This is a genomic window from Cytobacillus sp. FSL R7-0680 (genome assembly GCF_038009245.1).
Taxonomy (GTDB): Bacteria; Bacillota; Bacilli; order Bacillales; family Cytobacillaceae; genus Cytobacillus; species Cytobacillus kochii.
Window position 1 is genome coordinate 2,501,897 of the sequence record NZ_JBBPAO010000001.1, and the last position, 25,590, is coordinate 2,527,486.

Here is a 25,590-nt window from a genome sequence, read left to right on the forward strand (position 1 = left end):
ATTAAACAAAGAGGTGGAGGGATTATATGATTTTACATACAAATATTACAGGTGAAGGTGAACCCTTAGTTCTCATTCACTCTGGAGGAATGACTGGCTTGACCGAGTATCAGGAACAAAGTGAATACTTTTCAGCTAGGAACTTTAAAGTAATTAGACCTGATTTAAGAGGACACGGAAAGTCTGTTGGAGAAATCGATAATTACTTTAATCGTTGTGTCAAAGATTTAAATGATACCTTGGAATTTCTGAATATTGAACAATGTCATATTGCAGGAGTTTCAATAGGTGGAATCGCTGCTTTGCTTTTTGCTAAAGTATATCCTAATAAGGTTAAGTCTCTCAGCTTTTCTGGGATATTTCCAGTAGAGCCTGATAACTGGACAGAACTTTCAAGAGAAGAAGCTGCATCCTATGAACAATTGTTTAATAACGAAGAAGCCGTAGCATTCTTAAACGAAATTCACGGAGAAAGTGATTGGAAATTGTTACTTCAATCTTTCAATGATGAAGATTTCTACCCCTTTGATAAAACAGGTGATGTATCTGATATCAAAATCCCAACATTATGTATTGTTGGCGAAAAGCAAGAAATAGAAGTTTCCGCCGCTATAACCTACAAGCAATTAAATTATAATATTAATATATCTGTTATTCCTTTTTCTGGTCACTTGGTACATAGGGAACAACCAGATTTATATACTAAAACTTTACATACATTTCTTAACAAGATTATCAGTCTGTAAAAGTAATATAATTTACATTCTGGTTAGAAAGTTGATGAGTTATTTAATCTTCTTGAACTTATACGGAATAAGGGAACTCCTAGCGAATATAGAGTTCCCTTGTATATTTTATAATATCAACATTATCATTTAACATAGCTTAAGAATAAAAATAAGAGTTGAAAAGGAAATGACCTGTAAGAACTGGAGTGGATATTCATTTATACGAGTGACAGATTTAATTTCTCTTCGTCCTTTAGATTTAAACTGGCTCTTGGTTCAGAGAAGGTTTATACTTTCTGTTTGCGTGGGTGAAGTAACAAATCACTTCAGTAAAAATAAAAAACCTTCCATCAAATATGATGGAAGGAGAACCACTTAAGCAAATACTTGCTTTAATTCTTCTTTTGATTGAGAAAGCCAATATTTCATTAACTTCTTTGCACCTTCTAGGTCGTGTAGCTTCGCTTGACCACATTGTTTTTCATTTGCTGCTGGTATTTCTACAATTTCAACAGCATCTTTCATTGTTGCATCTAAAAGGTCGATAATTTCTTCTACTGTTGGCTCACCACTTACAACTAAATAGTAGCCTGTTTGACAACCCATTGGCGAAATATCAATAATATCAAAATGATCATATTTCTCTGCGTGTGTTCTAATGTTAAACGCAAGTAAATGTTCAAGTGTGTGAATAGAATCTGGCTTCATAGCCGCTTTGTTTGGCTGACAGAAACGAATGTCATATTTGTTGATCTTTCCGTCTGTTCCTACTTTATGCACGCCACAATGTCTCACATATGGAGCCTTGACAGCGTTATGGTCTAATTCAAAACTTTCAACTGATGGCATAAAATACACTCCTTTATCATCATTGCCTTTATTATACTATAAAATCCGACTAATTTCATCAACTTTAAATATATAGTCAATGATTTGGACTTTTCACCCTATTATATGATATCTTGGTGCTAAAAGAGCAACTTTTTTCAAAGGAAGGTCCATATGTTACAAAAAATCATGCTTGGATTTTTTAAATTCTATCAAGTAGCCATTTCACCCATCAAGCCACCTACTTGTCGTTTTTACCCTACTTGTTCCAATTACGGATTAGAGGCAGTTAAACGATTTGGTGCAATAAAGGGCGGATATTTAACTATTAAAAGAATCTTAAAATGTCACCCATTCCATCCTGGTGGGGTTGATTTCGTGCCCGAAGAATGGCCAACTCGCAAACAAAGCAAATAACTTATTTCTTCTCATATCCATCCACGACTAAGTCCAGTTTGCCCGTACTAGGATCGATGACAAGACCATGTACTGGTACTGCTGGAATCAGCGGGTGGTTCTTAATCATATCTACACTATGTGCGACACTGTCCTCTACTTTATTAAAGCCTTCTAACCAGCTCTCAATATCAATACCGGAATAATTCAAAGTAGAAATTGTTTCTTCTGAAATGCCTCTTTCCTTCATATTTTCAATCATTGCATTGGCATTCATGCCACTCATCCCACAATCATGGTGACCGATAACTAACACCTCGTCTGCTTTTAATTGATACAGCGCAACGAGAATACTTCTCATAATACTGCCAAATGGATGACTCACAAGTGCCCCTGCTGTTTTGACGATTTTTATATCACCATTTTTTACATTTAATGCTTTCGGTAATAGTTCCACCAATCTTGTATCCATACATGTTAAAATAACCATTCGTTTGTTTGGATATTTCGTTGTGGCATATTCACGATATTGCTCTGTTTCCACAAACTCCTTATTAAATGCTAATACCTCTTGTAAAAGACTCATTATTTTCATCTCCACTACGTATATTGTTAAATATGTGTTAAATCGCTTGCTCTTCTTTTATGATACAAAATAGTATCCATTTTAACAAATTTTATACTTGATTTTTCGATTTAGTTTTTGTATGATTACATATGTGAATCGGAACGGTTACGTATTAATATGAAAAATAAATCGTAATAAATACGATTTGATACATTAAGGGGAGAAACATATGAAGAAATTATCTATTTTACTTATTCCTTTTATTTTCATCCTTGCTGCATGCTCAAATTCAACAGCGAGTGACAAGGAGACAACACAATCATCAGAAGAAGTTTTAACTGTTTATACTACAGTCTACCCATTACAATATTTCACAGAAAGAATCGGTGGAGACCTTGTTGATGTAAAAACTGTTTACCCTCCCGGTTCTGATGAACATACTTACGAACCTTCACAAAAGGACATGATTAAAATGGCCGATTCTGATTTATTTATCTATTTGGGCCTTGGTTTAGAAGGATTTGTTGATCAAGCGAAAGATATCTTAAGTAATGAGGGCGTTAAAATGGTTGCCGCTGGGGAACATCTTGCAATAGAAAAAACAGAGCAGCACGAACACGATGATCATGAACATGATCACGACCATGATGGTCATAGTCATGATGGTCACGATCATGGCGATGTTGACCCCCATGTTTGGATTGATCCAGTATACGGACAGCAATTAGCAGAGGAAATCCAAACACAATTAATTACTGCCCTTCCAGAGCATGAAGAAGAATTTACTGCAAACTTTGATAAACTAAATGAAGAACTTAATGAATTAAATGATAACTTTACTTCAATGGTTGAAAATGCAGATAAAAACAAATTCATCGTTTCTCATGCAGCCTATGGTTATTGGGAATCGCGTTATGGATTAGAACAAATAAGTGTGGCCGGGCTTAGCACATCTAGTGAACCCTCCCAAAAACAATTGCAAAATATTATTCAAACAGCAAATGAAAATACCTTAGACACGATTTATTTCGAACAAAATGTTAGCTCTAAATTAACTGAAATCGTTCAATCTGAAATCGGTGCCGAGAGCTTACAGCTTCATAATCTTGCTGTCTTAACTGAAGCAGATATTAATGAAGGAGAAAACTATTTTACATTAATGGAAAGAAATATTGATAACCTGGAAAAAGGTTTAAACTAACTAATAGTAGGACCAGAGCAAATAAATGCTTTGGTTCTTATTTTTTCTTTAAGAGGAAATTGTATTAGGTTTCGGACTAATAAAGCATGTAACTACCTATATCTGAGTTAGCGATAATTAGTTTACTCTCCCTTTTTTTGAAAAAACTTATGATTATATCATCAGCCAATTATGGTAAGAATAGTGATGATGGTGAAACCCATCTGAAGATTTTTCTAAAAGGAAGTGAAAATGATGGCAAAAGATGTATTGTGTGAAGTCAATAATTGTACTTTCTGGGAAAAAGGCAATCTATGTGGTGCTGATCAAATTTATGTAGTCAGCCATCGAGACCAGGCATCTACGAGCAAGGAAACTGACTGTAAAACATTTGAACCTCAATAAGAAATAGCCTATAGACGCTTTTATATGTAATTTTCGTACATATAAAGGCGCCTTCCTTTTTCTAAAAAAAATAATTATTGCTATTTTTCAAATAGCATTATATACTAAAGCTACTAAATATTGAAAGTAGGTGAGCATGATGAATCTAATTGACTTTTTCATACCGAAGCAATTAAAGTTTTCATATTTATCATGCTCATTGGAAATAGGTTAATACCCTATTATTCATTTCTTTCATTTATGTGCGGATAAACCTTATGATCCTTTAATTGCGGGTCATAAGGTTTTTTATTTATCACAAAAATGGAGGAAAAGAATTTGAAAAAAAAGCATGAAAAACAACTCATCGGGCGAATTGCTATCGCCTATAACCATATGTACAAAATATTGACAAAAGAGCAAACCTTTTTACCCGCTAGCCTCCCTGGCAACTATCACTTTCAAGTTCAACATGAGGCAGACTATCCAGCGGTTGGTGATTGGGTTGTGTTTCACCAATTACCAAATGAAGATAAAGCAATGATCAAAGAAGTTTTACCACGAAAGAGCAAGTTTTCAAGAAAAACTGCCGGAGTTGCTGTGAAGGAACAAATTATCGCTACTAACATTGATTATTTATTCATTGTTACAAGCATGAACGAAGATTTTAATATAGCAAGAATCGAGCGCTATTTAGTTGCAGCACAACATTCTGGAGCTTTACCTATTATTGTCTTAACAAAAGCTGATCTTTGTGAAGATAAAGGATGGATTTTGGATCAATTATTACTACTTGGCGTCGACTTCACAATGGTTAGTATGTTTCAACCTGAATCTGTAGAGGTCATTAAAGATTACTTAATTGGAGGCAAAACTGGTACATTTGTGGGATCATCTGGTGTGGGGAAATCTACACTTATTAACTTACTAACGAATGAGGAACGGATGAAGGTGGGCAATATTCGTGAAGATGATCAGAAAGGTCGTCACACCACAACCCATAGGGAATTAATTCAATTAGGTGACGGATATATCGTCGATACACCAGGTATGCGTGAATTTCAACTTTGGGAAGATGATATAAATATAGGGGAGAGCTTTACAGATATTCAAGCACTAAGTGAGCAATGTAAATTTAGAAACTGCTCTCATCATAAAGAAGTGGGATGTGCCGTACAACAAGCAATTGATGAAGGAAAAATAACTGAGAAGAGGCTTAGCAGCTACTTTAAACTAGAACGAGAGTTAATCATGCTCGAGAAACGCCGTGCGAAACAAGAAAAGAAACGTATGAAAACAACGAATAAGAAAAAGAGTGCACGTTATGAGTGAAATTCATTTAACTGCAATCACAAAAGAGAATTGGTACGAAGTTGCATCATTACATGTTACAACAGAGCAGAGTAAATTTGTGGAAAGTAATGCTACCTCTATCATTCAACAACAGTTTGAACCAACTTTACAAACCTATGCGATTACAGTAAATCAGCAAATCATTGGCTTTGTTATGTATAATCGTCAGCTAGAAGAACTGAATGGGTATTGGATTTATCGTATTATGATTTGTGATAGTCATCAACAAAAGGGATATGCCAAGCAAGCATTAAAACTTATCGTGACAGAAATGAAACAGTTAGCTAGAAAACCACTTATTATTGCAGGTATTCATCGTGAAAATCATGCTAGTATTGCTCTGTTTAAAGCGGTGGGCTTCATTAATAGTGGACATCATTTTGGCAAAGAAACGGCTTATATTTTGTCCATAAACGAATAATAGCTTTTGCATAAAGTGAAAATTCATTAGGAGGAAGATGAATGGCTGAGGCGATAGAAGTATTATTAGATCAGTTAGCCGCAAATGCAGACGATCCTAGTTGGTATACCCCCTTCTTGCAAACGGTTGATGAAATTAGTGAAGAAGAAGCGTTTATGAAGCCAAACGATAAAAGTCATAGCATAGCCGAAATTACACAACATCTCATTTACTGGAATGAAGTTTGGCATATTCGCTTTAAAGAAAATAATGTTGGGACAGTTCAACGAATCGAAAATAACGATTGGAGCTTTTTCGTTCCTAAGGGAAAAAACTTTTCAGATTTAAAAGCTTCACTCTTAGTTAAGTTACAACACTGGCAAAAACTCCTAACAACCAATGAATTATTGGATCAATATGTCGAAGGATTTCCTGTTACAGCCCATTGGTGGGCAATCATTGCCAATGTCACTTCACACAACGCTTACCATATAGGACAGATAGCTTATTTGAAGAAATTAATAAAGTCATCTCATTAGAAAATCCGAACAATCGTTCGGATTTTCTCCTTTAAAATGCTTGTACCATTTTTCTTAGTTCTCTTCGCAAGATTTTTTTAGCAGCGTTTCTTGGAATTTGATCGACAATAAAGAATCTCTTCGGAATTTTGTACTTCGCTAATTTTTCTTGGCAATATTCCTCGAGCTCTTTATGAGAAACTTCTGCGTCTTTCTTAATTACAACAAATGCTACCGGCACTTCTCCCCATGTGGAATCTTTCATACCTATCACACCTGTATCATCAACAGCTGGATGTGCTGCAACAATTCCTTCTACCTCAGCAGGATACACATTTTCTCCACCTGAAATAATCAAATCAGAGCGACGGTCAAGCACATAAAGAAAGCCATCTTCATCTAGAAGGCCTATATCCCCTGTTGCTAACCAACCTTGTTGAATTTTTTCAGCAGTTGCCTCATCTTTTCCTAAATAACCACTTGTTACATTCGGCCCTTTAACAAAAATTTCACCAGATTCATTCGCCTCTGCCACTTCACCAGTCTCTCGACATATCTTTACTTGAGAAGGAAATAAGGCTTTACCAGCCGAACCTAACTTTTTAATACTATCCTCAGGTGATAATGTTACGATTTGTGAGGATGTCTCTGTCATCCCATATGTTTGATAAACCGGAATACCACAAGAAACGGAATCTTCTAATAGTGCACGCGATGCCGGTCCCCCTCCAAGTAACATACAGCGAAATGAATCGTGCAACGGCTGCTGTTGCAAACGTTCTACCATTTTTTTCAACATCGTACTGACTGCAGACATAATGGTCACTTTTTGCTCACGAATCAGTGTTATCGTTTTATCCGCATCAAAACTATCAAGTAGTACAATCTTATGACCATATATGAGTCCTCTCATAAGAATGGAGAAACCGCTTATATGAAATAACGGGACAGCACATAACCATACATCATCATCCCTTAATCCAAGGTTCAAACTTGAGCCAACAGCACTCCATAAGTGATTACCGTAAGTTTGCATCACACCTTTTGGATGACCTGTCGTGCCTGACGTGTACATAATTGTGCAAATATGATCTAATTGGACTTCACTTACTATCATAGGCTCCTCGAAATCATCAACCATGATTTTCTCTTTCACAAGTAAACGAAGGGATGATACTTCCATTTCAACATCAGCTCTAACTTTTTTAAAAGCATCTTCAGTTATAAAAAAAACAGACCCTGAATCCTGTAGTTGCCAAATGATTTCTTTACTCGTTAATCTACTATTCAATATTACCGCTTTAACGCCAAGAAGTTGCAAAGCGAATAAAACGAAAACCGATTGAAGATTGTTCTTAAGCAGTACACCCACGAATTGTGATTGCTTTACTCCTTTAGCTGATAAGATACCAGCCCACCGATATGCCTCATGATAAACGGTTTCAAAAGTATAACTTTTTCCTTCGTAATAAAATGCTTCTCTTTTCGGTGTAGATAGAAACCTTTTATAAATAAAATTTTGCATCTCTTGATTAGACAAAACAGACACCTTCTTTAATATAGTCACAACGAATCCTAAAAAGAAACAATGGCAAAACAGCTTGATGGTTATCCCATCAAGCTGCTCATTTTATCATTTCATTAAGGGAAACGTGGGAATTGTCCAAAGTCCGGATCACGTTTTTCTTTAAATGCGTCTCTTCCTTCTTTTGCTTCATCAGAAGTATAGTAAAGAAGTGTTGCATCTCCAGCAAACTGTTGAAGGCCTGCTAGACCATCAGTATCTGCATTAAATGCAGCTTTTAAGAAACGAATCGCAGTTGGACTTTTTGATAGAATTTCTTCACACCATTGAATCGTTTCCTCTTCTACTTTTTCAAGTGGCACTACTGTATTAACTAGTCCCATATCTAAAGCTTCTTGTGCGTTATATTGACGGCATAAGAACCAAATCTCACGCGCTTTCTTGTGGCCTACAAGACGTGCCAAGTAACCAGAACCGTAACCAGCATCAAAGCTTCCAACTTTAGGACCTGTTTGACCAAATACAGCATTATCTGCAGCAATTGTTAAATCACAAACAACGTGAAGAACATGTCCACCACCAATAGCATAACCTTTTACCATTGCAATAACAGGTTTAGGAATGACACGAATTAATCGTTGTAAGTCCAGTACGTTCAAACGAGGAATCTGGTCATCTCCAACATATCCGCCATGTCCTCGGACTTTTTGGTCCCCACCAGAACAGAAAGCTTTATCCCCTGCTCCTGTAAGAACGATTACACCTACATTAGAATCATCTCGTGCGTATGCAAATGCATCCATTAATTCCATTACAGTTTTCGGAGTGAATGCATTATGTACGTGCGGACGGTTAATTGTAATTTTAGCAATACCGTTATATGTTTCATATAGAATTTCTTCATATTTACGGCCTGCTACCCATTCTACTGCTGACATTTCGAAGTCCTCCTTCTATATTACTAACTCATTTTGTAATTTTAATAGTGCTTCCTATCATATTTTAGCAATAATTGACGAAAAACACACCTTTTTTCATCATTTTCTTCTAATAGGTTGATGTTTCCAATAAAAATTTCTCTATTTCATCTACATACTGTAAAGGTTTTTCAAGGTGAACGGTATGGCCTGATTTTTCAATCGTTTGATGTGTAGCACGTTGAATACGCATAGACATTTCTTCACCAATCGTACAAAACTTTTGATCGATTGAACCGGTCAAAATAAGGACTGGCATCTGAAGCTCAGCTATCGCTGTCCACCAATTAGGTTGCGCACCAGTACCCATCCCAATAAGACTGTTTATTAACCCTTGGGGGCTATTTCTCAGACGTTGCGTACGTACCAGCTCTCTCTTATGTGCTGTTAATTTCTTTTGACTTGCGAACAAAGGAATGTTTTCCCAATAATTCACAAATCCCTCTATTTCTTTATCTTTAATCAATTGACAGATTTTCTTATCATTTTTAATACGTATTTCTCTATCTTCAATAGATTCAATTCCTGGTGTTGTACTCTCAAGGATCAGGCGATGGACCTTTTCTGGAAAAAGCAGAGCAAAGGTAATGGCTAATCGCCCACCCATTGAATAACCAATTACATCAACTTTACTTATTTTCATAAGGTTTATTAAATGTGCTAGCATAGCCGCTTGCTCTTCAATTTGATAATGAGAAATATCATCCGGTGATTCTGACTGTCCGTGACCAATAATATCCGGTGCAATGATTGTTCGATCAGATATTATTTCTGAATAAAATTGCCAACCGTTGCTATTACCTGTAAATCCATGAAGTGCCATGATTGGTTCTCCATGACCGAAAGTTTCGACATGATATTTCACGTTTTTGTAGAAAAAGTCCATTACTCTTCGTCCTTTATTCTCTTATCTATTTCCCGGGAAACAGATTCCCACAAATTCCGATGCTCTTTTACATTATTTTCTCTATTGGTCATAACCTCAATTACCTTTAAATGAGATGTCTCCGTCGCAATTGCTTCCGAGAACTGCTGCCAGTCTTCCACCTTTATATAATCTCCACCAAACATTGTTACACTGTGTGAGAAATCTATGTTCAATGGCGTACCAAATAATAATTCAAAATGCTTCGGGTGTTCTGATTGTGGTAAGAAAGAGAAAATCCCTCCGCCATTATTATTAATAACAATAATCGTAATAGGAATATGGTATATTTTACTAACAATCAACCCATTCAAGTCGTGGAAAAAGGTTAAATCTCCAACAATTAGATAAAGTGGTTGTGTATACATTGCCACGCCTAGCGCTGTGGAAATTGTACCGTCAATACCATTTGCTCCTCTATTACCTAAAATCCTCATAGATTTGTTATTAATAAAATAAAAGCTATCTAAATCCCGAATGGGCATGCTATTCCCAACGAAAATCGTAGACTCTTCAGGCAGTAACTGACCTAATTGGGCAAATATCTTTCCCTCATTGAGTTGTTCAATCTCCAATACTTTTACCATTTCTTTTTTTGCCACTTCATTAACGACCTGCCATAAAGTAAGATAGCCATTCTCTTTAATAGCAAAAGTATTGGCACGAAGAATCAGTTCTTCACAAAATTGTTTCTCATCACAATATATCATATCTGTTGATAACAATGAGGGATCTCTAAAGCCTCCTCCACCATCGACAATTAATTGACGCGTTTCTGGATACTGCTTCATAAACAGTAGCAACGGTTTCGATACTGGCATCGCGCCAAAACGAATGATTAACTCAGGTTGCAACTCAACTTTCGCTGTCTCACTTTTCAAAATGGCATCATATGCATCAATGATTTGGCTTTGTTCATGGCATCCACTGCGTAATTGTGAAAGTGGATCAGCAATAATCGGAAATTGTAGTGCTTTTCCAAGTTCAACAATCTTATGTGAAAGGTCCGCATCATCCATAGGTCCGCAGATAATCATTCCTTTATTATATGTTGAAACAGTTTGCGCAATAGTATCAAATTGGGCATCATCCACTGTTAAAATAGATGGTGACACTGTCATATACTTTTGTTCTCTAGAAGAGCTAAGGAAAATCTCCGGATCGTTTAGGTCAGGAATAAGCGGTTCCCTAAACGGAAAATTCATATGAACAGGACCTTCTGGATTTCTCTTCGCAGTAGCAACTGCTCTTACAGCAGCCGTACGGACATAATTAATCATCGAAGGCCCATTTTCAGGTGGTGCCATTTCTGCAAACCATTTGACATGTTTTCCGTACATTTGAATTTGATCGATAGCTTGTGGCGCGCCTATATCTCTTAGTTCATGAGGGCGGTCTGCAGTAAAGACAAGTAGAGGTACTCGAGAGTAAAACGCTTCGATTATCGCAGGATAGTAATTTGCTGCTGCTGTACCCGAAGTACATAAAATGGCGACTGGACGTTTTGTCCCTTTGGCTATTCCAAGAGCAAAGAAAGCTGCCGAACGTTCATCAACATGGATATGGACTTGAAGGTCTGGGTGCTCAGCCATTACCATAGCCATGGGCGTAGAACGAGATCCAGGACTGACGACCACATCTTCTACGCCATTTTTTACTAGTTCAGAAATGAAAGCCGCAATGTATTTAGTTAAAGCCTGTTGATGGCTCATTTCAGTCCCCCTCCAAGCGCTGATAACATTGGTCTAAACTTAATTTTCGTTTCCTGAAATTCACTTTCAACTTCAGAATCTTTCACAACACCACATCCAGCAAAGATCGAAGCCTCATTACCTTGTATTAATCCTGATCGCAATGCCACTGCAAAATCGCCATTGCCTTGGTAATCAAGCCAGCCAATTGGACTACCATATAACCCTCTGTCCAAAATCTCTAAACCCCTAATGACTTCTATAGCTTTTTCTGTCGGAACTCCACCTAGAGCTGGTGTTGGGTGCAGTTTTTCTATAATTGCCAAGAGCGACCCTTCCTTACTAGCTGCTGCAATAACTGGTGTATAAAGATGTTGAATATCTCTTAATTTTAAAAGTTGCGGACCCTCAGGTAATTCGACTTCTGTACCTACCATTTCCATCGCTTGACGAATCATATCTACAACGTATTGATGCTCTTGGAGATTTTTTTCATCTTGTAATAATTCTTTCCCGAGAACATCATCCTCTTCCTTTGTCTCTCCTCTTTTCATTGAGCCCGCTAAACAAGTCGTATAAAGCGTATGACCTTGTTTTTTCACTAACCGTTCTGGTGTCGCTCCAATAAAACAATCGGACCCCGACTCAAAGGCAAAGATAAAGCTGTTTCTTTGCTTGTCTAAAAGATTTTGTAGGACGCTTTCAATTTGTACAGGATGAGCAAAAGTAAGTCTCGTTTCTCTCGCCAAAACAACTTTTTGTATAACGTTTTTTTTCATCTCATCTACTACTTGTGCGACAGCTTTCTTCCATTCTCTAGACGCCACCTCATGTTGGGCAATCACCTTGTTATTTATCCCCGTAGGTAATACTTTAGCATTTTGTAATAATTGCCTACGTTCCTCTAACATATACTCAATACGTTCTTCTCTATCGTGTGGATGAACAAGCATATTCGTTGTTAAAAAAGCACGACCACCAGTAATAGTACACATATATTGCGGTAGATGAAAATCTGTATGCTTATATTGACTCCATAATTTGGTCTTTTCTTTCAGAGGATCGAAAGTGAATCCACCAAATAATGTTGGACCAATCGCGTCGATTGAGTATGAATTATGGATTATTGCATCATCAAGCAATGACTGCCACTTTTTTTGCACATAAAAAAAGCGGTCAGTAGTCTGATCCGATTGAAATAAATAGTTAATACCAACACCAGTTATTACAACCTCATTATCAGAACCTGTCCAAAAAAACCGATCACCTAGTTCTGTCTTTTTTCCTGCTCCAAAAAAAGCTAAAGGGTCTATGCAATCTATCTCACAAACCTCACTAAATAAAATATCATGGTTCGTTCGTTGTGCTTTCGATAACGCTTTAATAAACCCTTCTTTAAATTCTGTGTGCTGTAAAGTAAACAAAAAAATCCCTCCAATAACAGCTACAGTCAGCTGCTATTCTTCATTCATTAAAGATACACCTCTTGCTTAAATGCTGTCAATCATTCCAATCAATACACTTCCTTATTATATATTATTTTGAGTAAAATAAGCACTGTTCGTTCTTTAGTAGGAAATATCCTCCTTCGCTTCTTTCAAAATTCAATTGACACTTAATAGGACATTACCTAAACTTAAGAAAGTGATTTGTTTTATTTGACTTAATTGGAGGTACTAAAAAGTGCAAACACAACCTAATATAAACACGCCACATTCTACGAAGAAGAAATGGCAAATCTGGTGGCAATTAACACGTCCACATACATTAACAGCTGCCTTTGTTCCTGTACTACTAGGTAGCGCATTGGCTATTTATGAAACGTCGTTAGATGCCGGACTTTTTATCGCCATGATGGTTGCTAGTCTTTTCCTTCAAATTGCAACGAATATGTTCAATGAATATTATGACTTCAAACGCGGCAATGACACAGCTGAGTCTGTAGGGATTGGTGGAGCAATTGTTAGAGAAGGGATTAAACCACATGTAGTGCTTAACTCCGCTTTAGGGTTATACGGCGCTTCCATCTTGATAGGGATTTATATTTGCATGAATAGCAGTTGGTGGTTAGCAGCTGTTGGACTTCTAGGTATGGCTATTGGCTATTTATACACAGGTGGGCCATTACCAATTGCCTATACACCTTTTGGTGAAATTATTTCTGGTTTTGTTATGGGTATGTTACTTATTTTGATCTCATTTTTTATTCAAACTGGCACAGTAACTACGACAAGTGTTCTTGTCGCCATTCCTAGTCTTTTATTAGTTGGAGGTATTATGCTCTCTAATAATATTCGAGACTTAGATGGGGACAAGGAATTTGGTCGAAAAACATTAGCTATTTTAATCGGACGTCCAAAAGCCGTAAAATTATTAGCAACCATGTTTATCGTTTCTTATATATGGGTATTTATTTTAATTGTAATGCAAGTTGTTTCACCATGGCTTGCACTCGTGGTACTAAGTGCACCAAAACCAATCAATGCCATTAAAGGCTTTAAAGGCAAGACGATTGCATATGAGATGGTCCCAGCAATGAAAAATACTGCCCAAACAAACACTGTATTTGGATTACTACTTTCTATAGGATTATTAATCGGATATATTCTATAAAATCAGTAGCACTTTGCTAAGCGCCTTTTACTTATAAGGCGCTTTTTCCTACTTTTTTAGCATTCAATCTCTGCTTAGCGTACCATAAGATGATAAAATAAATGAATAATTATCGCAATTTTTCACTTATTTTAACCAACAACGGCACATCTAGAAAGCGACTAAAGTATTTGAACTAGGTCATATTATAAGAAAAGCTGCAGTGAAACTACCTAATAATCAAGATGAAAACTTAATACATCCTGAATTCACCCATGTAAGATGCTAAATAGGAATAGATACAAAGGACGAAATCTCACTAAAGATTGTAAGGAGGATGAAAGATGCTGGATAGTCAGTATAAAGCACAATGTAGTACCGAGTATGGTCGTTTAAAAACTGTCGTATTATGCGAACCAACCTACATGAATATTGAGAATCAAATCAATGAAACACAAAGAAGGTATTCTGATAAAGGCTTTAATGTGGAGCAAGCCATCATTCAGCATCAACAATTCGTTGCAAAATTAAAAGATTTAGGGATTGAGGTCGTACTTTTACCTCCAGGTAAAAACTATCCTGAACAAGTGTTTACGCGTGACATTGGTTTCACCCTTGGGGACACTGTATTTATCGCTGCGATGGCAACAAAAATAAGACATGGTGAAGAAGATATTTTACAAGAGTGGTTAAAATCCCATAATGTATCTTATAACAATATAAAACATGGTCATGTTGAAGGTGGAGATGTCATTATCGATCAAGATACCGTTTATATTGGACAAAGTGACCGTTCCGATACGATTGGTATTCAATATTTACAATCTAAATTACCACATATGAAAGTATTACCAGTACCATTTACTAAATCCTTTTTACATTTAGACTGTATCTTTAACGTGCTATCTCCTACAGAAGCACTCCTATATCCAGGACAAATGGATAAAAAAGTAGAAGAATATTTATATTCAAGATATGACATTATTGAGGTCTCTAAGGAAGAACAGTTCACACTAGGAACAAATGTCCTTTCTGTAGGTAATAGACAAGTATTCTCACAACCAATCAATACACAAGTAAATCGAGCTCTAAGTCAAAGAGGCTTCGAAGTAATCGAAGTAGATATTTCTGAAATCATAAAATCCGGTGGTGCCTTCCGCTGTTGCACAATGCCCCTATTACGTTTAACAGACCCAGCTTATTTTGATTGAGGAACAAATGCGGTTGATTGAATAAATATAGAGACTCCCTCCGTTTTCTCTAGCATTTATAATATAGTGCTTATACGTTCCAACATAAATAAAAAGCAGAAGTGTGTATGAACTGCACCCCTGCTTTTTTTATCTATTTAATCCCCCATATCCCTTGAGCATATTCATTAATTGTTCGGTCGCTGGAAAAGAAACCCGATTTAGCGATATTGTTAAGGCTCATTTTCCGCCATTTCTCCTGTTTTTCATAAGCGTACCCCGCTTTTTCCTGAATATGAACATAGCTAGAGAAATCACGTAAAACAAAATATTGGTCATTTTCCATAATTAGAGAATCATAAATGGGTTCAAATTCATCAAATACATCAGGAAAGAAACCATTTCTTAACTGGTCCATTACTTGCCGAATTCGATGATCATGATGATAATATTCAGTCGCTTGATAGCCACCATGAGCATAATAATGATTGACCTCATCAGAGCGTAAACCGAAGATAAAAATATTCTCATCACCTACGCGCTCATGAATTTCAACATTAGCACCATCCATCGTTCCAACAGTAATCGCACCATTCATCATGAATTTCATATTTCCAGTTCCAGACGCCTCTTTACTTGCCGTCGAAATTTGCTCACTAATGTCTGCTGCAGGAAAAACATCCTCTGCCAGTGATACCCGATAGTTCTCAAGGAAAATCACCTTAAGGTATTCATTTGTTTTAGGATCATGATTTACCTTTTTAGCAACAGTATTAATAAGCTTTATTACCTTCTTAGCAAAATAATATCCTGGAGAAGCTTTCGCACCAAAAATGAATGTACGGGGGTGCATTTTAAAACTCTCATCTTCTTTGATTCGATTATATAAATACATGACATGAAAAATATTTAATAGTTGTCTCTTATATGCATGTAGTCTCTTTACTTGAATATCGAATATGGAATGGGTATCAATTTTTATTCCTGTTTGGGTAAAAATACGATGGGCAAGATTTTCTTTATTTGCGTGTTTAATATCAGCAAGTCTCGTTAACAAGTCTGTATCATTTTCATATTTTAATAATAATGCCATTTGCTCTGGATCACGAATCCATTCCGCTCCCAACTTTTCTGTTATTAAATCAGCAAGCGACTGATTAGATTTAAGTAACCAGCTACGATGCGTAATGCCATTTGTTTTATTATTAAACTTCTTAGGAAAAAACTGATAAAATGAATGCATTTCTCGATATTTTAATATCTCGGTATGGAGTGCAGCCACTCCGTTTACACTATGGCTACCTACAATAGCCAAATGAGCCATTTTTACTTGGTCATGAGCAATAATCGCCATGTTTTCGATATGCTGCCATTTGCCAGGATACTTTTCCCAAAGCTTGGCACAGAACCGTTCATTGATCTCATTGACAATCATATACATTCTTGGTAATAACGGTTGGAAAATGCGAACTGGCCATTTTTCCAGTGCTTCAGATAAGGTCGTATGATTAGTGTAAGAGATTGTTTGTGTAGTTACTTCCCAGGCATCATCCCAACCAAGCTTTTCTTCATCAATTAATATCCTCATTAATTCTGGAATCGCTAATACTGGATGCGTATCATTAATATGAATACTAATATATTGATGGAATTCCTTCATATCCTTATGCTGTCGTTTAAATGAGCGTATGATCGACTGAAGACTTGCACGAACTAAAAAATATTGTTGTTTTAACCTCAGTATCTTGCCTTCATCTTGCGTATCATCAGGATATAAAAACTCAGATATTGCTTCAGTCTCTTTTTTATATTTTAAGACATCTTGATTGGTAGGATAACGGACTGGCTCTGCACTCCATAACCTAAGTGTATTAATCGTTTCAGTATGATACCCGACGACTGGCATATCATATGGTACTGCAGTTACTCTTTCAGCATGGATGTGTTGAAACACTTGTCTGCCATTTTCTTCACGTATATCTACTTCTCCCCAAAACGGAATTTCAACTGATAAATCTGCCTTTCTCACTTCCCAGACATGACCATTCCTTAACCATTGATCGGGTAGTTCTACTTGATATCCATCAACCACTTTTTGTTCGAATAACCCGTGCTTGTATCTAATCCCACAACCATGGCCAGGCAAATTAAGAGAAGCTAATGAGTCAAGGAAACAGGCTGCTAATCGACCTAAACCTCCATTACCTAATCCTGCATCTGATTCTACTTCCTCTAAAGAGCTTAATTCGATACCTAAATCTTGCAACCCAGCAGACACCACTTGCTCTATCCCTAAATTTAATAAGTTGTTTCGAAGTAGTCGACCTAATAAAAACTCTATCGACAAATAATAAACCTGCTTTACTTGGTCTATCCTGTAACGCTCATTGGTATTAATCCATTCCGTACTTACATACTCACGTATTAATAAGCCCAATGTATAGTAATGATCTTTTTCTGTGCTATCAGCAAAGCTTTTTCCGCATGTCATCTCTAGCTTCTTTAAAAATGCCTCTTTAAATTCTTCTGTATTAGAAAACATGGCTCTCACTCCTAGAGATCACATCTGAATATAATTGATTATATTTAAAAGCGGATTGTGCCCAACTATAATCTTTTTCCATAGCAGTTATAACTAATTGACTCCACAGTGGTTGGTTCCGATAATATGCTAGTGCTCGACGATAAGTATAGAGCATATCATGTGCGTTAAAGTTTTTAAAAGTGAACCCCCAGCCCTCACCTGTCTTCTCATTATAAGACTGTACGGTATCATTCAACCCTCCTGTTTCTCTTACTATAGGAATGGCACCATATTTCATCGCAATGAGTTGACCTAATCCACAAGGCTCGAACTTAGACGGCATCAAAAATAGATCAGCACCCGCATATACTTGATGCGCAACTTCTTCATTGAACCCAATATAACATTTACATTTTTCCCCGTAATTAGCTTCCATTCTTCTGAAGAAATTTTCAAACGCTACATCGCCTGTGCCAATAAGAATAAATTGCACATTTTCTTGCATCATTTCATGGAATACTCTCTCTATTAAGTCCATACCTTTTTGTGTTGTTAACCTTGTGATCATAGCCACAATGGGGGTATTCCGATCTATCTTTAAATCGAATATTTTTTGTAAATATGCCTTGTTTTCCTTCTTTAATAGCCATTGCTCTGGATGAAATGCTTGATAAATCGTCGCATCTTTCTCTGGGTGATAGACGTCTTCATCAATTCCATTCAATATCCCAATTAAACGGTCCTTTCTTTCCTGTAACAAACCATTTAATCCCTCACCAAAATAATCTGTTAGAATCTCATCTCTATACGTAGGACTTACAGTTGTTATTTGATCAGCTGCTACTATGGCACCTTTCATAAAATTAATACAATCATAATACTTTAATTGATCTTCACGATAATACTCAAACCCCAACCCAAACAAATCATGAATGGCCTCTTTAGGGAAGACACCTTGAAAGTGTAGATTATGAATCGTAAAGACTGTTTTAATCAATTCATACCCACTTCTTTTTTGATAATGAACTCTTAATAAAAAAGGAATCATGCCTGTATGCCAATCATGGCAATGAATAATATCAGGATAATAGTCGAGCTGTGCCAGTGCTTCTAATACAGCTCTATTAAAATAAGCAAATCGCTCACCATCATCATCGTAACCATATAATTGTTCTCTCTTAAAATAGTATTCATTATCTACAAAATAAAAAGTAATATCATTTAACTCGAGCACTTCAATTCCACAATATTGATTGCGCCAGCCAACAGCGACTACGAATTCGGCTATCTTTTTTGTCTTATTCTTATATAAGGCAGGGATGTTCCCATACTTCGGTAATATTATTCTTACTTCCGTCCCTTGTTTCGTTAATTCCTTCGGTAACGAACCTGCGACATCTGCTAATCCACCTGATTTAATAAAAGGGACACATTCTGAGACGGCAAATAATACTTTCACGAATTCATCAACGCTCCTTGAATTGACCCTTTTTTAACAACAAAAGGGACCGATTGTGTGCCTGTTAAGTAGGTTCCTTCTTCTACTTTCACATCTTTATCTAAAATAACAGAATCTAATACACATCCCTCTTGAATCTCACATTTCTGCATAATCACACAGTTTCTTACTATCGTATTTTTACCGACTTTTACACCCCTAGCAATAATACTATTTTCTACTTTTCCTTCTATTTGGCAACCGTTGGCCACAATAGAATTCTTTACTTCACAACCATTTAGATATCTTGTTGGCGGTTCATCTTTTACTTTTGTATAAATTGGAAAATCTCTTAAAAATAAATTTCTCCAGACATCGGGGGTTAGTAGTTCCATGCTCGCTTGAAAATAAGATTGGACAGAATCGATAGTTACTGCCTCCCCCTTATATTCATAATGACAAATTGTGTAAGGCTGATGGATATCAGCCATAATATCACTTATACATGTATAACCTGTTTGTCTCCGAGTTTGAATCATATCTATTAGAAGATCTTTTTTGACCAAATACATTTCTAAAGGTTGATTTAGCTGTTGAATTGACGTAATATCACAGCCAGATTGAATATGTCGCTGTAAAACTGGTGAGAAATCAATATTACAAACGGTATAGCAATTAGCAATTAATGCATAATCTTGTGAACTACGATAAAAATAATCAATGTTAGCGACAAAATGATTAAATGAACCAATCCCACTATTTGAACTATCAATCATCGGTGATGGGAAGAAGAAAAGACCATCTCTTTTTCTATCTAGATCCCAGTTCTTCCCCGATCCTAGATGATCCATCAAAGATCGGTATTGATATTTCGGAAAAATCGCCACACTCTCTATTCCTGAATTGACCATATTAGAGAGAATAAAATCTATTAGTCTATATCTTCCAGCAAAAGGAACAGCAGCTAAAGAACGATGAAGGGTTAACTCATCCAGTCCCTTATGATAAGTTGTCGCATCAATGACTCCTAATAAACGATTATTCAATCAATATCCCCCCAGTAAAAATCATACAGTTCTACATTTATGCAAAATGACAAATACTTTCTGGCGTGATTAACAATGCTTCACTTGTTTCTTTTCTTTCTTTAATTACTGTCCCATCTGGTATAACTATATTAGATGGGACAATGACTTTTTCTAATATGACATTCTTACCAATCCTTGTATTTGGCATAACTACTGACTCTTTAATAACAGACCCTTTATCAATCGCTACACCTTGAAAGAGAACTGATTTGATTACCTCGCCTTCAATCGTACATCCTTCATTTACTAAAGATTGTTTGACCTTTGCTTGTGGAGAAATATATTGTGGAGGATGGTTAGGATTAACTGAGTAAATTCTCCAGTCTTGATCAAAAAGATTTAACTCACAATTGTCATCTAATAAATCCATATTAGCTTCCCATAGACTTTGAACTGTACCAACGTCTTTCCAATAACCATTAAAAGGATAGGCATAAAGTTTCTTATTTAACTTCAACATCTCAGGAATAATATCTTTTCCAAAATCATGGCTTGAGTCCTTATTTTGATTATCCTTTTGTAAAAACTCATTTAGTACTGACCATTTAAAGATATAAATGCCCATTGATGCTAAATTATTCTTTGCTTGCTCAGGTTTTTCTTCAAAATCTTCTATTCTCATATCTAAAGAAGTATTCATAATACCAAAACGATTTGTTTCATGCCACGGGACCTCTATAACAGAGATTGTCGCATCAGCTCCTTTAATAATATGGTAATCTAGCATTAAGTCATAGTTCATTTTGTAAATATGGTCACCTGATAAAATTAATACATATTCGGGGTTATGTTGCTCTAAATAATTGATATTCTGATAGATAGCACTTGCCGTACCTGTATACCATTTGACTTCAGAAGATTCACTGTATGGGGGAAGTACTGTCACACCGCCATTTCTTCTATCCAAATCCCAAGCGCTTCCTATGCCAATATATGAATTGAGTATTAGCGGTTGATATTGTGTTAGTACACCGACTGTATCGATGCCTGAATTTGTACAATTACTAAGTGTAAAATCGATGATGCGGTATTTACCTCCAAAAGGTACAGCTGGTTTAGCAAGCTCCTTCGTCAAAGAATTAAGGCGGCTTCCTTTGCCTCCAGCAAGCAACATCGCTACACATTTCTTGTTAGCCATTTACAACATCACTCCTTTTTCTTTTTCTAACAGGACGTAATACTGAAATACCGAATGGTGGTATCGTCATTTCGATGCTGTATGGTTTTCCATGATAGGATAGTTTTTTTGTATTTAATACACGTTTATTAATACAATGGGAGCCACCAAATTCATTATTATCACTATTAAACACTTCTCTATAACTCCCATTTTTAGGAACACCCATTCGAAAATTCATATATACTTGAGGGGAAAAGTTACATACAACAATTAATATTTCTTGTTCTTCTACTCCTTTACGAATAAATGAAAAAATGGATTGCTGATGGTTATTAGCATCAATCCACTCAAAACCTTCTGATCTGTGGTCCCATTCATATAATGATTTAGATCTCTTATATAACTTTATTAACTTCTTCACATAATGATTCGTTTTTGCATGCATTTCATACTGAAGTAAGTGCCAATCCAACTCAGCTTCATCTTTCCACTCGGCAAATTGTCCTAGCTCAAACCCCATAAATAACAGCTTTTTACCTGGATGTGTCATCATAAAACCTAAGAGCAAACGATATTGGGCAAATTTTTGCCAATAATCTCCTGGCATCTTGTCTAGCAGGGATTTCTTCCCATGGACAACCTCATCATGTGATAACGGTAAGAGAAAATTTTCGGAGTATGCATACATTAATGAAAAAGTCATTTTATTATGGTGGTATTGCCGTTCATGTGGGGCTTTCTCCATATAAGATAATACATCATTCATCCACCCCATATTCCATTTATAACTGAAACCTAATCCGCCATAGTGAACAGGAGCCGTTACTTGGGGCCAATCTGTAGAATCCTCTGCCATCATCAAGATAGAAGGATCATAAGCAAAAACAGCCTTATTTAATTTCTGTAAAAATTGAATACCAAATGGATTTTCCCTATTCTCGTTATTAGGCCAAAAAATGATATTTGATACTGCATCAATTCTAAATCCATCGACATGGTATTTTTCCATCCAAAAAATAGCATTGGATATGAGGAAACTATGAACCTCTGTTTTACTTAAATTAAAATTAGCTGTACCCCAAACAAAATTTTCCCTATCAGCTTCTGTTTCGTATTCATAAACATATTCACCATCTAAACAATATAGCCCATGTTGATCTTTACAGAAATGTCCTGGTACCCAATCTAAAATAACACCAATATTATTTTGATGACATTGATCAATAAAAAACATTAAATCTTTTGGTTCACCATATCTACTAGTAGCCGAATAATAGCCTGTTCCTTGATACCCCCATGAACGATCATAAGGGTGTTCAATTATAGGCATCAATTCAATATGTGTAAAACCATGCTCCTTTACGTAAGGAATGATTTCTTCTGCTAGTTCACTGTATGTCAATAAAAGGCCATTCCTCTTTTTCCATGTACCTAAGTGCATCTCATATATCATCATAGGTTCTGAAAATGCTTTCCTTTGTTGTTTTTCCTTTTGCCAGCCTTGGTCCTTCCATTTGTAACCTTCTAAGGAATAAACAATCGAAGCAGTACTAGGCCGTAATTCTGAACAAAAAGCAAAAGGATCAGCCTTTAAAAAAGTTTGTTCATCCTTGTTCTTAATTGCATATTTATAAATTTCTCCTGTTAAATCTCCATCTAGCTGAATTCTCCATATCCCCTCTTTATTTACTTTATCTAATGAAAAACCTTCGCCATTCCAATGATTAAAAGAACCAACTAATGATATTGAGGTGGCATGTGGAGCATAGATAGTAAAGGAAGTAACCCAATTATCTCCTTCTTTATGACGGTGTGATCCAAACAGTTCGTATGCCTTAAATAAGCTTCCTTCATGAAACAAGTGCATTTCGAATTCAGTGGGGTATGCAGTTGTATTCATCTTAATTCATTCCACTCCTTGTATTACATTACTCTTTCTTAAATAATTCGTCTTAAGTATAAAAATCCCTTGTTATTTTTCAAATTATTTTGACATCTAATGACAGATAATATAACATCCAAAAAGTGTTAGCCACATAAAAAAGAAGCTGTCAACTTATGTTGACAGCTTCTTTTTTATGACCCCTACGGGATTCGAACCCGTGTTACCGCCGTGAAAGGGCGGTGTCTTAACCGCTTGACCAAGGGGCCAACTGGCGGAGAAGGAGGGATTTGAACCCTCGCGCCGGTTGCCCGACCTACACCCTTAGCAGGGGCGCCTCTTCAGCCACTTGAGTACTTCTCCATATGGCTCCGCAGGTAGGATTCGAACCTACGACCGTTCGGTTAACAGCCGAATGCTCTACCACTGAGCTACTGCGGAATAATATAAATGGTGGGCCTAAATGGACTCGAACCATCGACCTCACGCTTATCAGGCGTGCGCTCTAACCAGCTGAGCTATAGGCCCCTATTTAAGCGGGTGAAGGGAATCGAACCCTCATCATCAGCTTGGAAGGCTGAGGTTTTACCACTAAACTACACCCGCAATGGGGCGGCTGATGGGAATCGAACCCACGAATGTCGGAACCACAATCCGATGCGTTAACCACTTCGCCACAACCGCCATAAAAGATGGCTCAGGACGGAATCGAACCGCCGACACAAGGATTTTCAGTCCTTTGCTCTACCGACTGAGCTACTGAGCCAAAATAATAAATATGTAAATGGCGGTCCGGACGGGACTCGAACCCGCGACCTCCTGCGTGACAGGCAGGCATTCTAACCAACTGAACTACCGGACCAGATTGCGGGGGCAGGATTTGAACCTGCGACCTTCGGGTTATGAGCCCGACGAGCTACCGGACTGCTCCACCCCGCGATAATAATATGAATGGCGGAGGAAGAGGGATTCGAACCCCCGCGGGCTTTAACACCCCTGTCGGTTTTCAAGACCGATCCCTTCAGCCAGACTTGGGTATTCCTCCGAATAATGGTGGACCTTGTAGGACTCGAACCTACGACCGGACGGTTATGAGCCGTCTGCTCTAACCAGCTGAGCTAAAGGTCCATCATTCTATCTATGGTAGCGGCGGAGGGGATCGAACCCCCGACCTCACGGGTATGAACCGTACGCTCTAGCCAGCTGAGCTACACCGCCATAGAATATATTGTATAAAATTAATTGGTGGAGCCTAGCGGGATCGAACCGCTGACCTCCTGCGTGCAAAGCAGGCGCTCTCCCAGCTGAGCTAAGGCCCCTAAAAATATATATGTATATCTAGTGGTCGGGAAGACAGGATTCGAACCTGCGACCCCTTGGTCCCAAACCAAGTGCTCTACCAAGCTGAGCTACTTCCCGATACAAAACGCGCCCGAGAGGAGTCGAACCCCTAACCTTTTGATCCGTAGTCAAACGCTCTATCCAATTGAGCTACGGGCGCTTAATTTTAAAAAGAATGGTGCCGAGGACCGGAATCGAACCGGTACGGTAGTCACCTACCGCAGGATTTTAAGTCCTGTGCGTCTGCCAGTTCCGCCACCCCGGCACATATTGGAGCGGAAGACGGGATTCGAACCCGCGACCCTCACCTTGGCAAGGTGATGTTCTACCACTGAACTACTTCCGCAAATATTTAAAATGAAAAATGGTGCGGGTGAAGGGAGTCGAACCCCCACGCCTTGCGGCGCCAGATCCTAAGTCTGGTGCGTCTGCCAATTCCGCCACACCCGCATATTAAAATGATCAAATGGTGAGCCATGAAGGACTCGAACCTTCGACCCTCTGATTAAAAGTCAGATGCTCTACCAACTGAGCTAATGGCTCGTACAAAGCACGAGTGGTGCCGGCCAGAGGACTTGAACCCCCAACCTACTGATTACAAGTCAGTTGCTCTACCAATTGAGCTAGGCCGGCAAATACACACAAAAAATGGTGGAGGATGACGGGATCGAACCGCCGACCCTCTGCTTGTAAGGCAGATGCTCTCCCAGCTGAGCTAATCCTCCAATATGTATGCCCGGCAACGTCCTACTCTCACAAGGGGACAGCCCCTAACTACCATCGGCGCTTTAGAAGCTTAACTTCCGTGTTCGGTATGGGAACGGGTGTGACCTTCTCGCTATCGCCACCGGACTTTTTAAAGACATATATTATTATAACGTCTTTAATAAAATTTTCAAGAGAAATTTTAAATCATTCTCTGAAAACTAGGTAATGTTGAAG

Annotated in this window: 21 protein-coding genes, 21 tRNA genes and 1 rRNA gene; 9 read left to right on the forward strand and 34 right to left on the reverse strand. The window is 37.4% G+C overall.

All coding sequences use genetic code 11. The annotated features are described in order from the left end of the window. Positions 1-26: 26 nt before the first annotated feature. Positions 27-746 (forward strand): alpha/beta fold hydrolase, encoded by a 720-nt coding sequence (locus MKY26_RS12385; protein ID WP_322910379.1) that lies wholly within the window; start codon positions 27-29, stop codon positions 744-746. A gap of 357 nt (positions 747-1,103) precedes the next feature. On the opposite strand, the gene MKY26_RS12390 is transcribed toward MKY26_RS12385, so the two are convergent. After that, positions 1,104-1,577 (reverse strand): S-ribosylhomocysteine lyase, encoded by a 474-nt coding sequence (locus tag MKY26_RS12390; protein WP_095372153.1) that lies wholly within the window; start codon positions 1,575-1,577, stop codon positions 1,104-1,106. A gap of 153 nt (positions 1,578-1,730) precedes the next feature. Between MKY26_RS12390 and yidD the strand changes: the two genes are divergently transcribed. Beyond that, positions 1,731-1,973 carry a membrane protein insertion efficiency factor YidD gene (gene yidD, locus MKY26_RS12395; RefSeq protein WP_095372152.1) on the forward strand — a complete coding sequence of 81 codons (243 nt, stop codon included), beginning with the start codon at positions 1,731-1,733 and terminating at the stop codon, positions 1,971-1,973. 1 nt (position 1,974) lies between these two features. On the opposite strand, the gene MKY26_RS12400 is transcribed toward yidD, so the two are convergent. Continuing rightward, entirely contained in the window at positions 1,975-2,538 is a 564-nt protein-coding gene (locus tag MKY26_RS12400; RefSeq protein WP_095372151.1) for a beta-class carbonic anhydrase, read from the reverse strand. Positions 2,539-2,749: 211 nt separating this feature from the next. Here MKY26_RS12400 and MKY26_RS12405 point away from each other — a divergent pair, with 211 nt between their 5' ends. From MKY26_RS12405 to MKY26_RS12425, 5 genes are all read left to right on the forward strand, one after another. After that, positions 2,750-3,721 carry a metal ABC transporter solute-binding protein, Zn/Mn family gene (locus MKY26_RS12405; RefSeq protein ID WP_341097762.1) on the forward strand — a complete coding sequence of 324 codons (972 nt, stop codon included), beginning with the start codon at positions 2,750-2,752 and terminating at the stop codon, positions 3,719-3,721. 234 nt (positions 3,722-3,955) lie between these two features. Next, on the forward strand, positions 3,956-4,105 hold the full coding sequence (locus MKY26_RS12410) for a DUF1540 domain-containing protein (RefSeq protein WP_095372149.1): 150 nt from the start codon (positions 3,956-3,958) through the stop codon (positions 4,103-4,105). 318 nt (positions 4,106-4,423) lie between these two features. Next, a complete protein-coding gene (rsgA, locus tag MKY26_RS12415) occupies positions 4,424-5,416 on the forward strand; it encodes a ribosome small subunit-dependent GTPase A (protein WP_341057102.1) in 993 nt (330 codons plus the stop codon). Then, positions 5,409-5,858 (forward strand): GNAT family N-acetyltransferase, encoded by a 450-nt coding sequence (locus tag MKY26_RS12420; protein WP_095372147.1) that lies wholly within the window; start codon positions 5,409-5,411, stop codon positions 5,856-5,858. Before rsgA ends, MKY26_RS12420 begins: the two co-directional genes overlap by 8 nt. A 41-nt stretch (positions 5,859-5,899) precedes the next feature. Further along, complete coding sequence (locus tag MKY26_RS12425) at positions 5,900-6,376, forward strand: DinB family protein (RefSeq protein WP_340976119.1); 477 nt, start codon at positions 5,900-5,902, stop codon at positions 6,374-6,376. 31 nt (positions 6,377-6,407) lie between these two features. Here MKY26_RS12425 and MKY26_RS12430 read toward each other — a convergent pair whose 3' ends face one another. The 5 genes from MKY26_RS12430 to MKY26_RS12450 form a co-directional block, all read right to left on the reverse strand. Then, positions 6,408-7,895: an o-succinylbenzoate--CoA ligase gene (locus MKY26_RS12430; RefSeq protein WP_341097775.1), complete on the reverse strand. Its 1,488-nt coding sequence runs from the start codon at positions 7,893-7,895 to the stop codon at positions 6,408-6,410. 101 nt (positions 7,896-7,996) lie between these two features. After that, the gene (menB, locus tag MKY26_RS12435; RefSeq protein WP_095372144.1) at positions 7,997-8,818 is read right to left on the reverse strand and encodes a 1,4-dihydroxy-2-naphthoyl-CoA synthase; all 822 of its coding nucleotides are present in this window, start codon (positions 8,816-8,818) and stop codon (positions 7,997-7,999) included. Positions 8,819-8,927: 109 nt separating this feature from the next. After that, positions 8,928-9,743, reverse strand: coding sequence for a 2-succinyl-6-hydroxy-2,4-cyclohexadiene-1-carboxylate synthase (menH, locus tag MKY26_RS12440; RefSeq protein WP_307316627.1), 816 nt, complete (start codon positions 9,741-9,743; stop codon positions 8,928-8,930). Then, complete coding sequence (gene menD, locus MKY26_RS12445) at positions 9,743-11,494, reverse strand: 2-succinyl-5-enolpyruvyl-6-hydroxy-3-cyclohexene-1-carboxylic-acid synthase (RefSeq protein WP_341097781.1); 1,752 nt, start codon at positions 11,492-11,494, stop codon at positions 9,743-9,745. The genes menH and menD overlap by 1 nt, the downstream gene beginning before the upstream one ends. Continuing rightward, positions 11,491-12,897 carry an isochorismate synthase gene (locus tag MKY26_RS12450; RefSeq protein WP_341097786.1) on the reverse strand — a complete coding sequence of 469 codons (1,407 nt, stop codon included), beginning with the start codon at positions 12,895-12,897 and terminating at the stop codon, positions 11,491-11,493. The genes menD and MKY26_RS12450 overlap by 4 nt, the downstream gene beginning before the upstream one ends. A gap of 259 nt (positions 12,898-13,156) precedes the next feature. On the opposite strand from MKY26_RS12450, the gene MKY26_RS12455 reads away from it, so the two are divergent. Further along, complete coding sequence (locus MKY26_RS12455) at positions 13,157-14,086, forward strand: 1,4-dihydroxy-2-naphthoate polyprenyltransferase (RefSeq protein WP_095372140.1); 930 nt, start codon at positions 13,157-13,159, stop codon at positions 14,084-14,086. 323 nt (positions 14,087-14,409) lie between these two features. Then, a complete protein-coding gene (locus MKY26_RS12460) occupies positions 14,410-15,276 on the forward strand; it encodes a dimethylarginine dimethylaminohydrolase family protein (RefSeq protein ID WP_180316942.1) in 867 nt (288 codons plus the stop codon). A gap of 133 nt (positions 15,277-15,409) precedes the next feature. On the opposite strand, the gene MKY26_RS12465 is transcribed toward MKY26_RS12460, so the two are convergent. The 27 genes from MKY26_RS12465 to rrf all read right to left on the reverse strand — a co-directional run bounded on the left by MKY26_RS12465 (position 15,410) and on the right by rrf (position 25,500). Further along, positions 15,410-17,797, reverse strand: coding sequence for a glycogen/starch/alpha-glucan phosphorylase (locus MKY26_RS12465; RefSeq protein ID WP_322910389.1), 2,388 nt, complete (start codon positions 17,795-17,797; stop codon positions 15,410-15,412). Continuing rightward, positions 17,787-19,238 (reverse strand): glycogen synthase GlgA, encoded by a 1,452-nt coding sequence (gene glgA, locus MKY26_RS12470; protein ID WP_307316614.1) that lies wholly within the window; start codon positions 19,236-19,238, stop codon positions 17,787-17,789. The genes MKY26_RS12465 and glgA overlap by 11 nt, the downstream gene beginning before the upstream one ends. After that, positions 19,235-20,263, reverse strand: a complete 1,029-nt coding sequence (locus MKY26_RS12475) for a sugar phosphate nucleotidyltransferase (protein ID WP_095372137.1) — start codon at positions 20,261-20,263, stop codon at positions 19,235-19,237. The genes glgA and MKY26_RS12475 overlap by 4 nt, the downstream gene beginning before the upstream one ends. 37 nt (positions 20,264-20,300) lie before the next feature. Then, the gene (locus tag MKY26_RS12480; protein WP_341097794.1) at positions 20,301-21,443 is read right to left on the reverse strand and encodes a glucose-1-phosphate adenylyltransferase; all 1,143 of its coding nucleotides are present in this window, start codon (positions 21,441-21,443) and stop codon (positions 20,301-20,303) included. After that, positions 21,436-23,325 carry a 1,4-alpha-glucan branching enzyme gene (gene glgB, locus MKY26_RS12485; protein ID WP_095372135.1) on the reverse strand — a complete coding sequence of 630 codons (1,890 nt, stop codon included), beginning with the start codon at positions 23,323-23,325 and terminating at the stop codon, positions 21,436-21,438. The genes MKY26_RS12480 and glgB overlap by 8 nt, the downstream gene beginning before the upstream one ends. A gap of 179 nt (positions 23,326-23,504) precedes the next feature. Continuing rightward, positions 23,505-23,576: transfer RNA gene (locus MKY26_RS12490), tRNA-Glu, on the reverse strand. A gap of 3 nt (positions 23,577-23,579) precedes the next feature. Then, positions 23,580-23,670: transfer RNA gene (locus MKY26_RS12495), tRNA-Ser, on the reverse strand. Between the two features lie 3 nt (positions 23,671-23,673). Then, a tRNA-Asn gene (locus tag MKY26_RS12500) sits at positions 23,674-23,748 on the reverse strand. 10 nt (positions 23,749-23,758) lie between these two features. Beyond that, a tRNA-Ile gene (locus MKY26_RS12505) sits at positions 23,759-23,835 on the reverse strand. A 7-nt stretch (positions 23,836-23,842) separates the two neighbouring features. After that, positions 23,843-23,913: transfer RNA gene (locus MKY26_RS12510), tRNA-Gly, on the reverse strand. Between the two features lie 2 nt (positions 23,914-23,915). Then, positions 23,916-23,991, reverse strand: a tRNA-His gene (locus MKY26_RS12515). Between the two features lie 9 nt (positions 23,992-24,000). Then, positions 24,001-24,073, reverse strand: a tRNA-Phe gene (locus MKY26_RS12520). Between the two features lie 19 nt (positions 24,074-24,092). Next, positions 24,093-24,169 (reverse strand) — tRNA-Asp (locus MKY26_RS12525). Positions 24,170-24,172: 3 nt separating this feature from the next. Next, positions 24,173-24,246: transfer RNA gene (locus MKY26_RS12530), tRNA-Met, on the reverse strand. 13 nt (positions 24,247-24,259) lie between these two features. Then, positions 24,260-24,352: transfer RNA gene (locus tag MKY26_RS12535), tRNA-Ser, on the reverse strand. Positions 24,353-24,358: 6 nt separating this feature from the next. After that, a tRNA-Ile gene (locus tag MKY26_RS12540) sits at positions 24,359-24,435 on the reverse strand. Between the two features lie 13 nt (positions 24,436-24,448). After that, positions 24,449-24,525, reverse strand: a tRNA-Met gene (locus MKY26_RS12545). A 25-nt stretch (positions 24,526-24,550) separates the two neighbouring features. After that, positions 24,551-24,626 (reverse strand) — tRNA-Ala (locus MKY26_RS12550). Positions 24,627-24,649: 23 nt separating this feature from the next. Then, positions 24,650-24,726, reverse strand: a tRNA-Pro gene (locus tag MKY26_RS12555). Between the two features lie 8 nt (positions 24,727-24,734). Next, positions 24,735-24,808, reverse strand: a tRNA-Arg gene (locus tag MKY26_RS12560). A 16-nt stretch (positions 24,809-24,824) separates the two neighbouring features. After that, positions 24,825-24,913: transfer RNA gene (locus tag MKY26_RS12565), tRNA-Leu, on the reverse strand. 6 nt (positions 24,914-24,919) lie between these two features. Next, positions 24,920-24,994: transfer RNA gene (locus MKY26_RS12570), tRNA-Gly, on the reverse strand. A 19-nt stretch (positions 24,995-25,013) separates the two neighbouring features. After that, positions 25,014-25,098, reverse strand: a tRNA-Leu gene (locus MKY26_RS12575). A 17-nt stretch (positions 25,099-25,115) separates the two neighbouring features. Further along, positions 25,116-25,191, reverse strand: a tRNA-Lys gene (locus MKY26_RS12580). Between the two features lie 14 nt (positions 25,192-25,205). Then, a tRNA-Thr gene (locus MKY26_RS12585) sits at positions 25,206-25,281 on the reverse strand. 16 nt (positions 25,282-25,297) lie between these two features. After that, positions 25,298-25,373 (reverse strand) — tRNA-Val (locus MKY26_RS12590). A 9-nt stretch (positions 25,374-25,382) separates the two neighbouring features. Then, positions 25,383-25,500, reverse strand: a 5S ribosomal RNA gene (gene rrf, locus MKY26_RS12595). Positions 25,501-25,590: the final 90 nt, after the last annotated feature.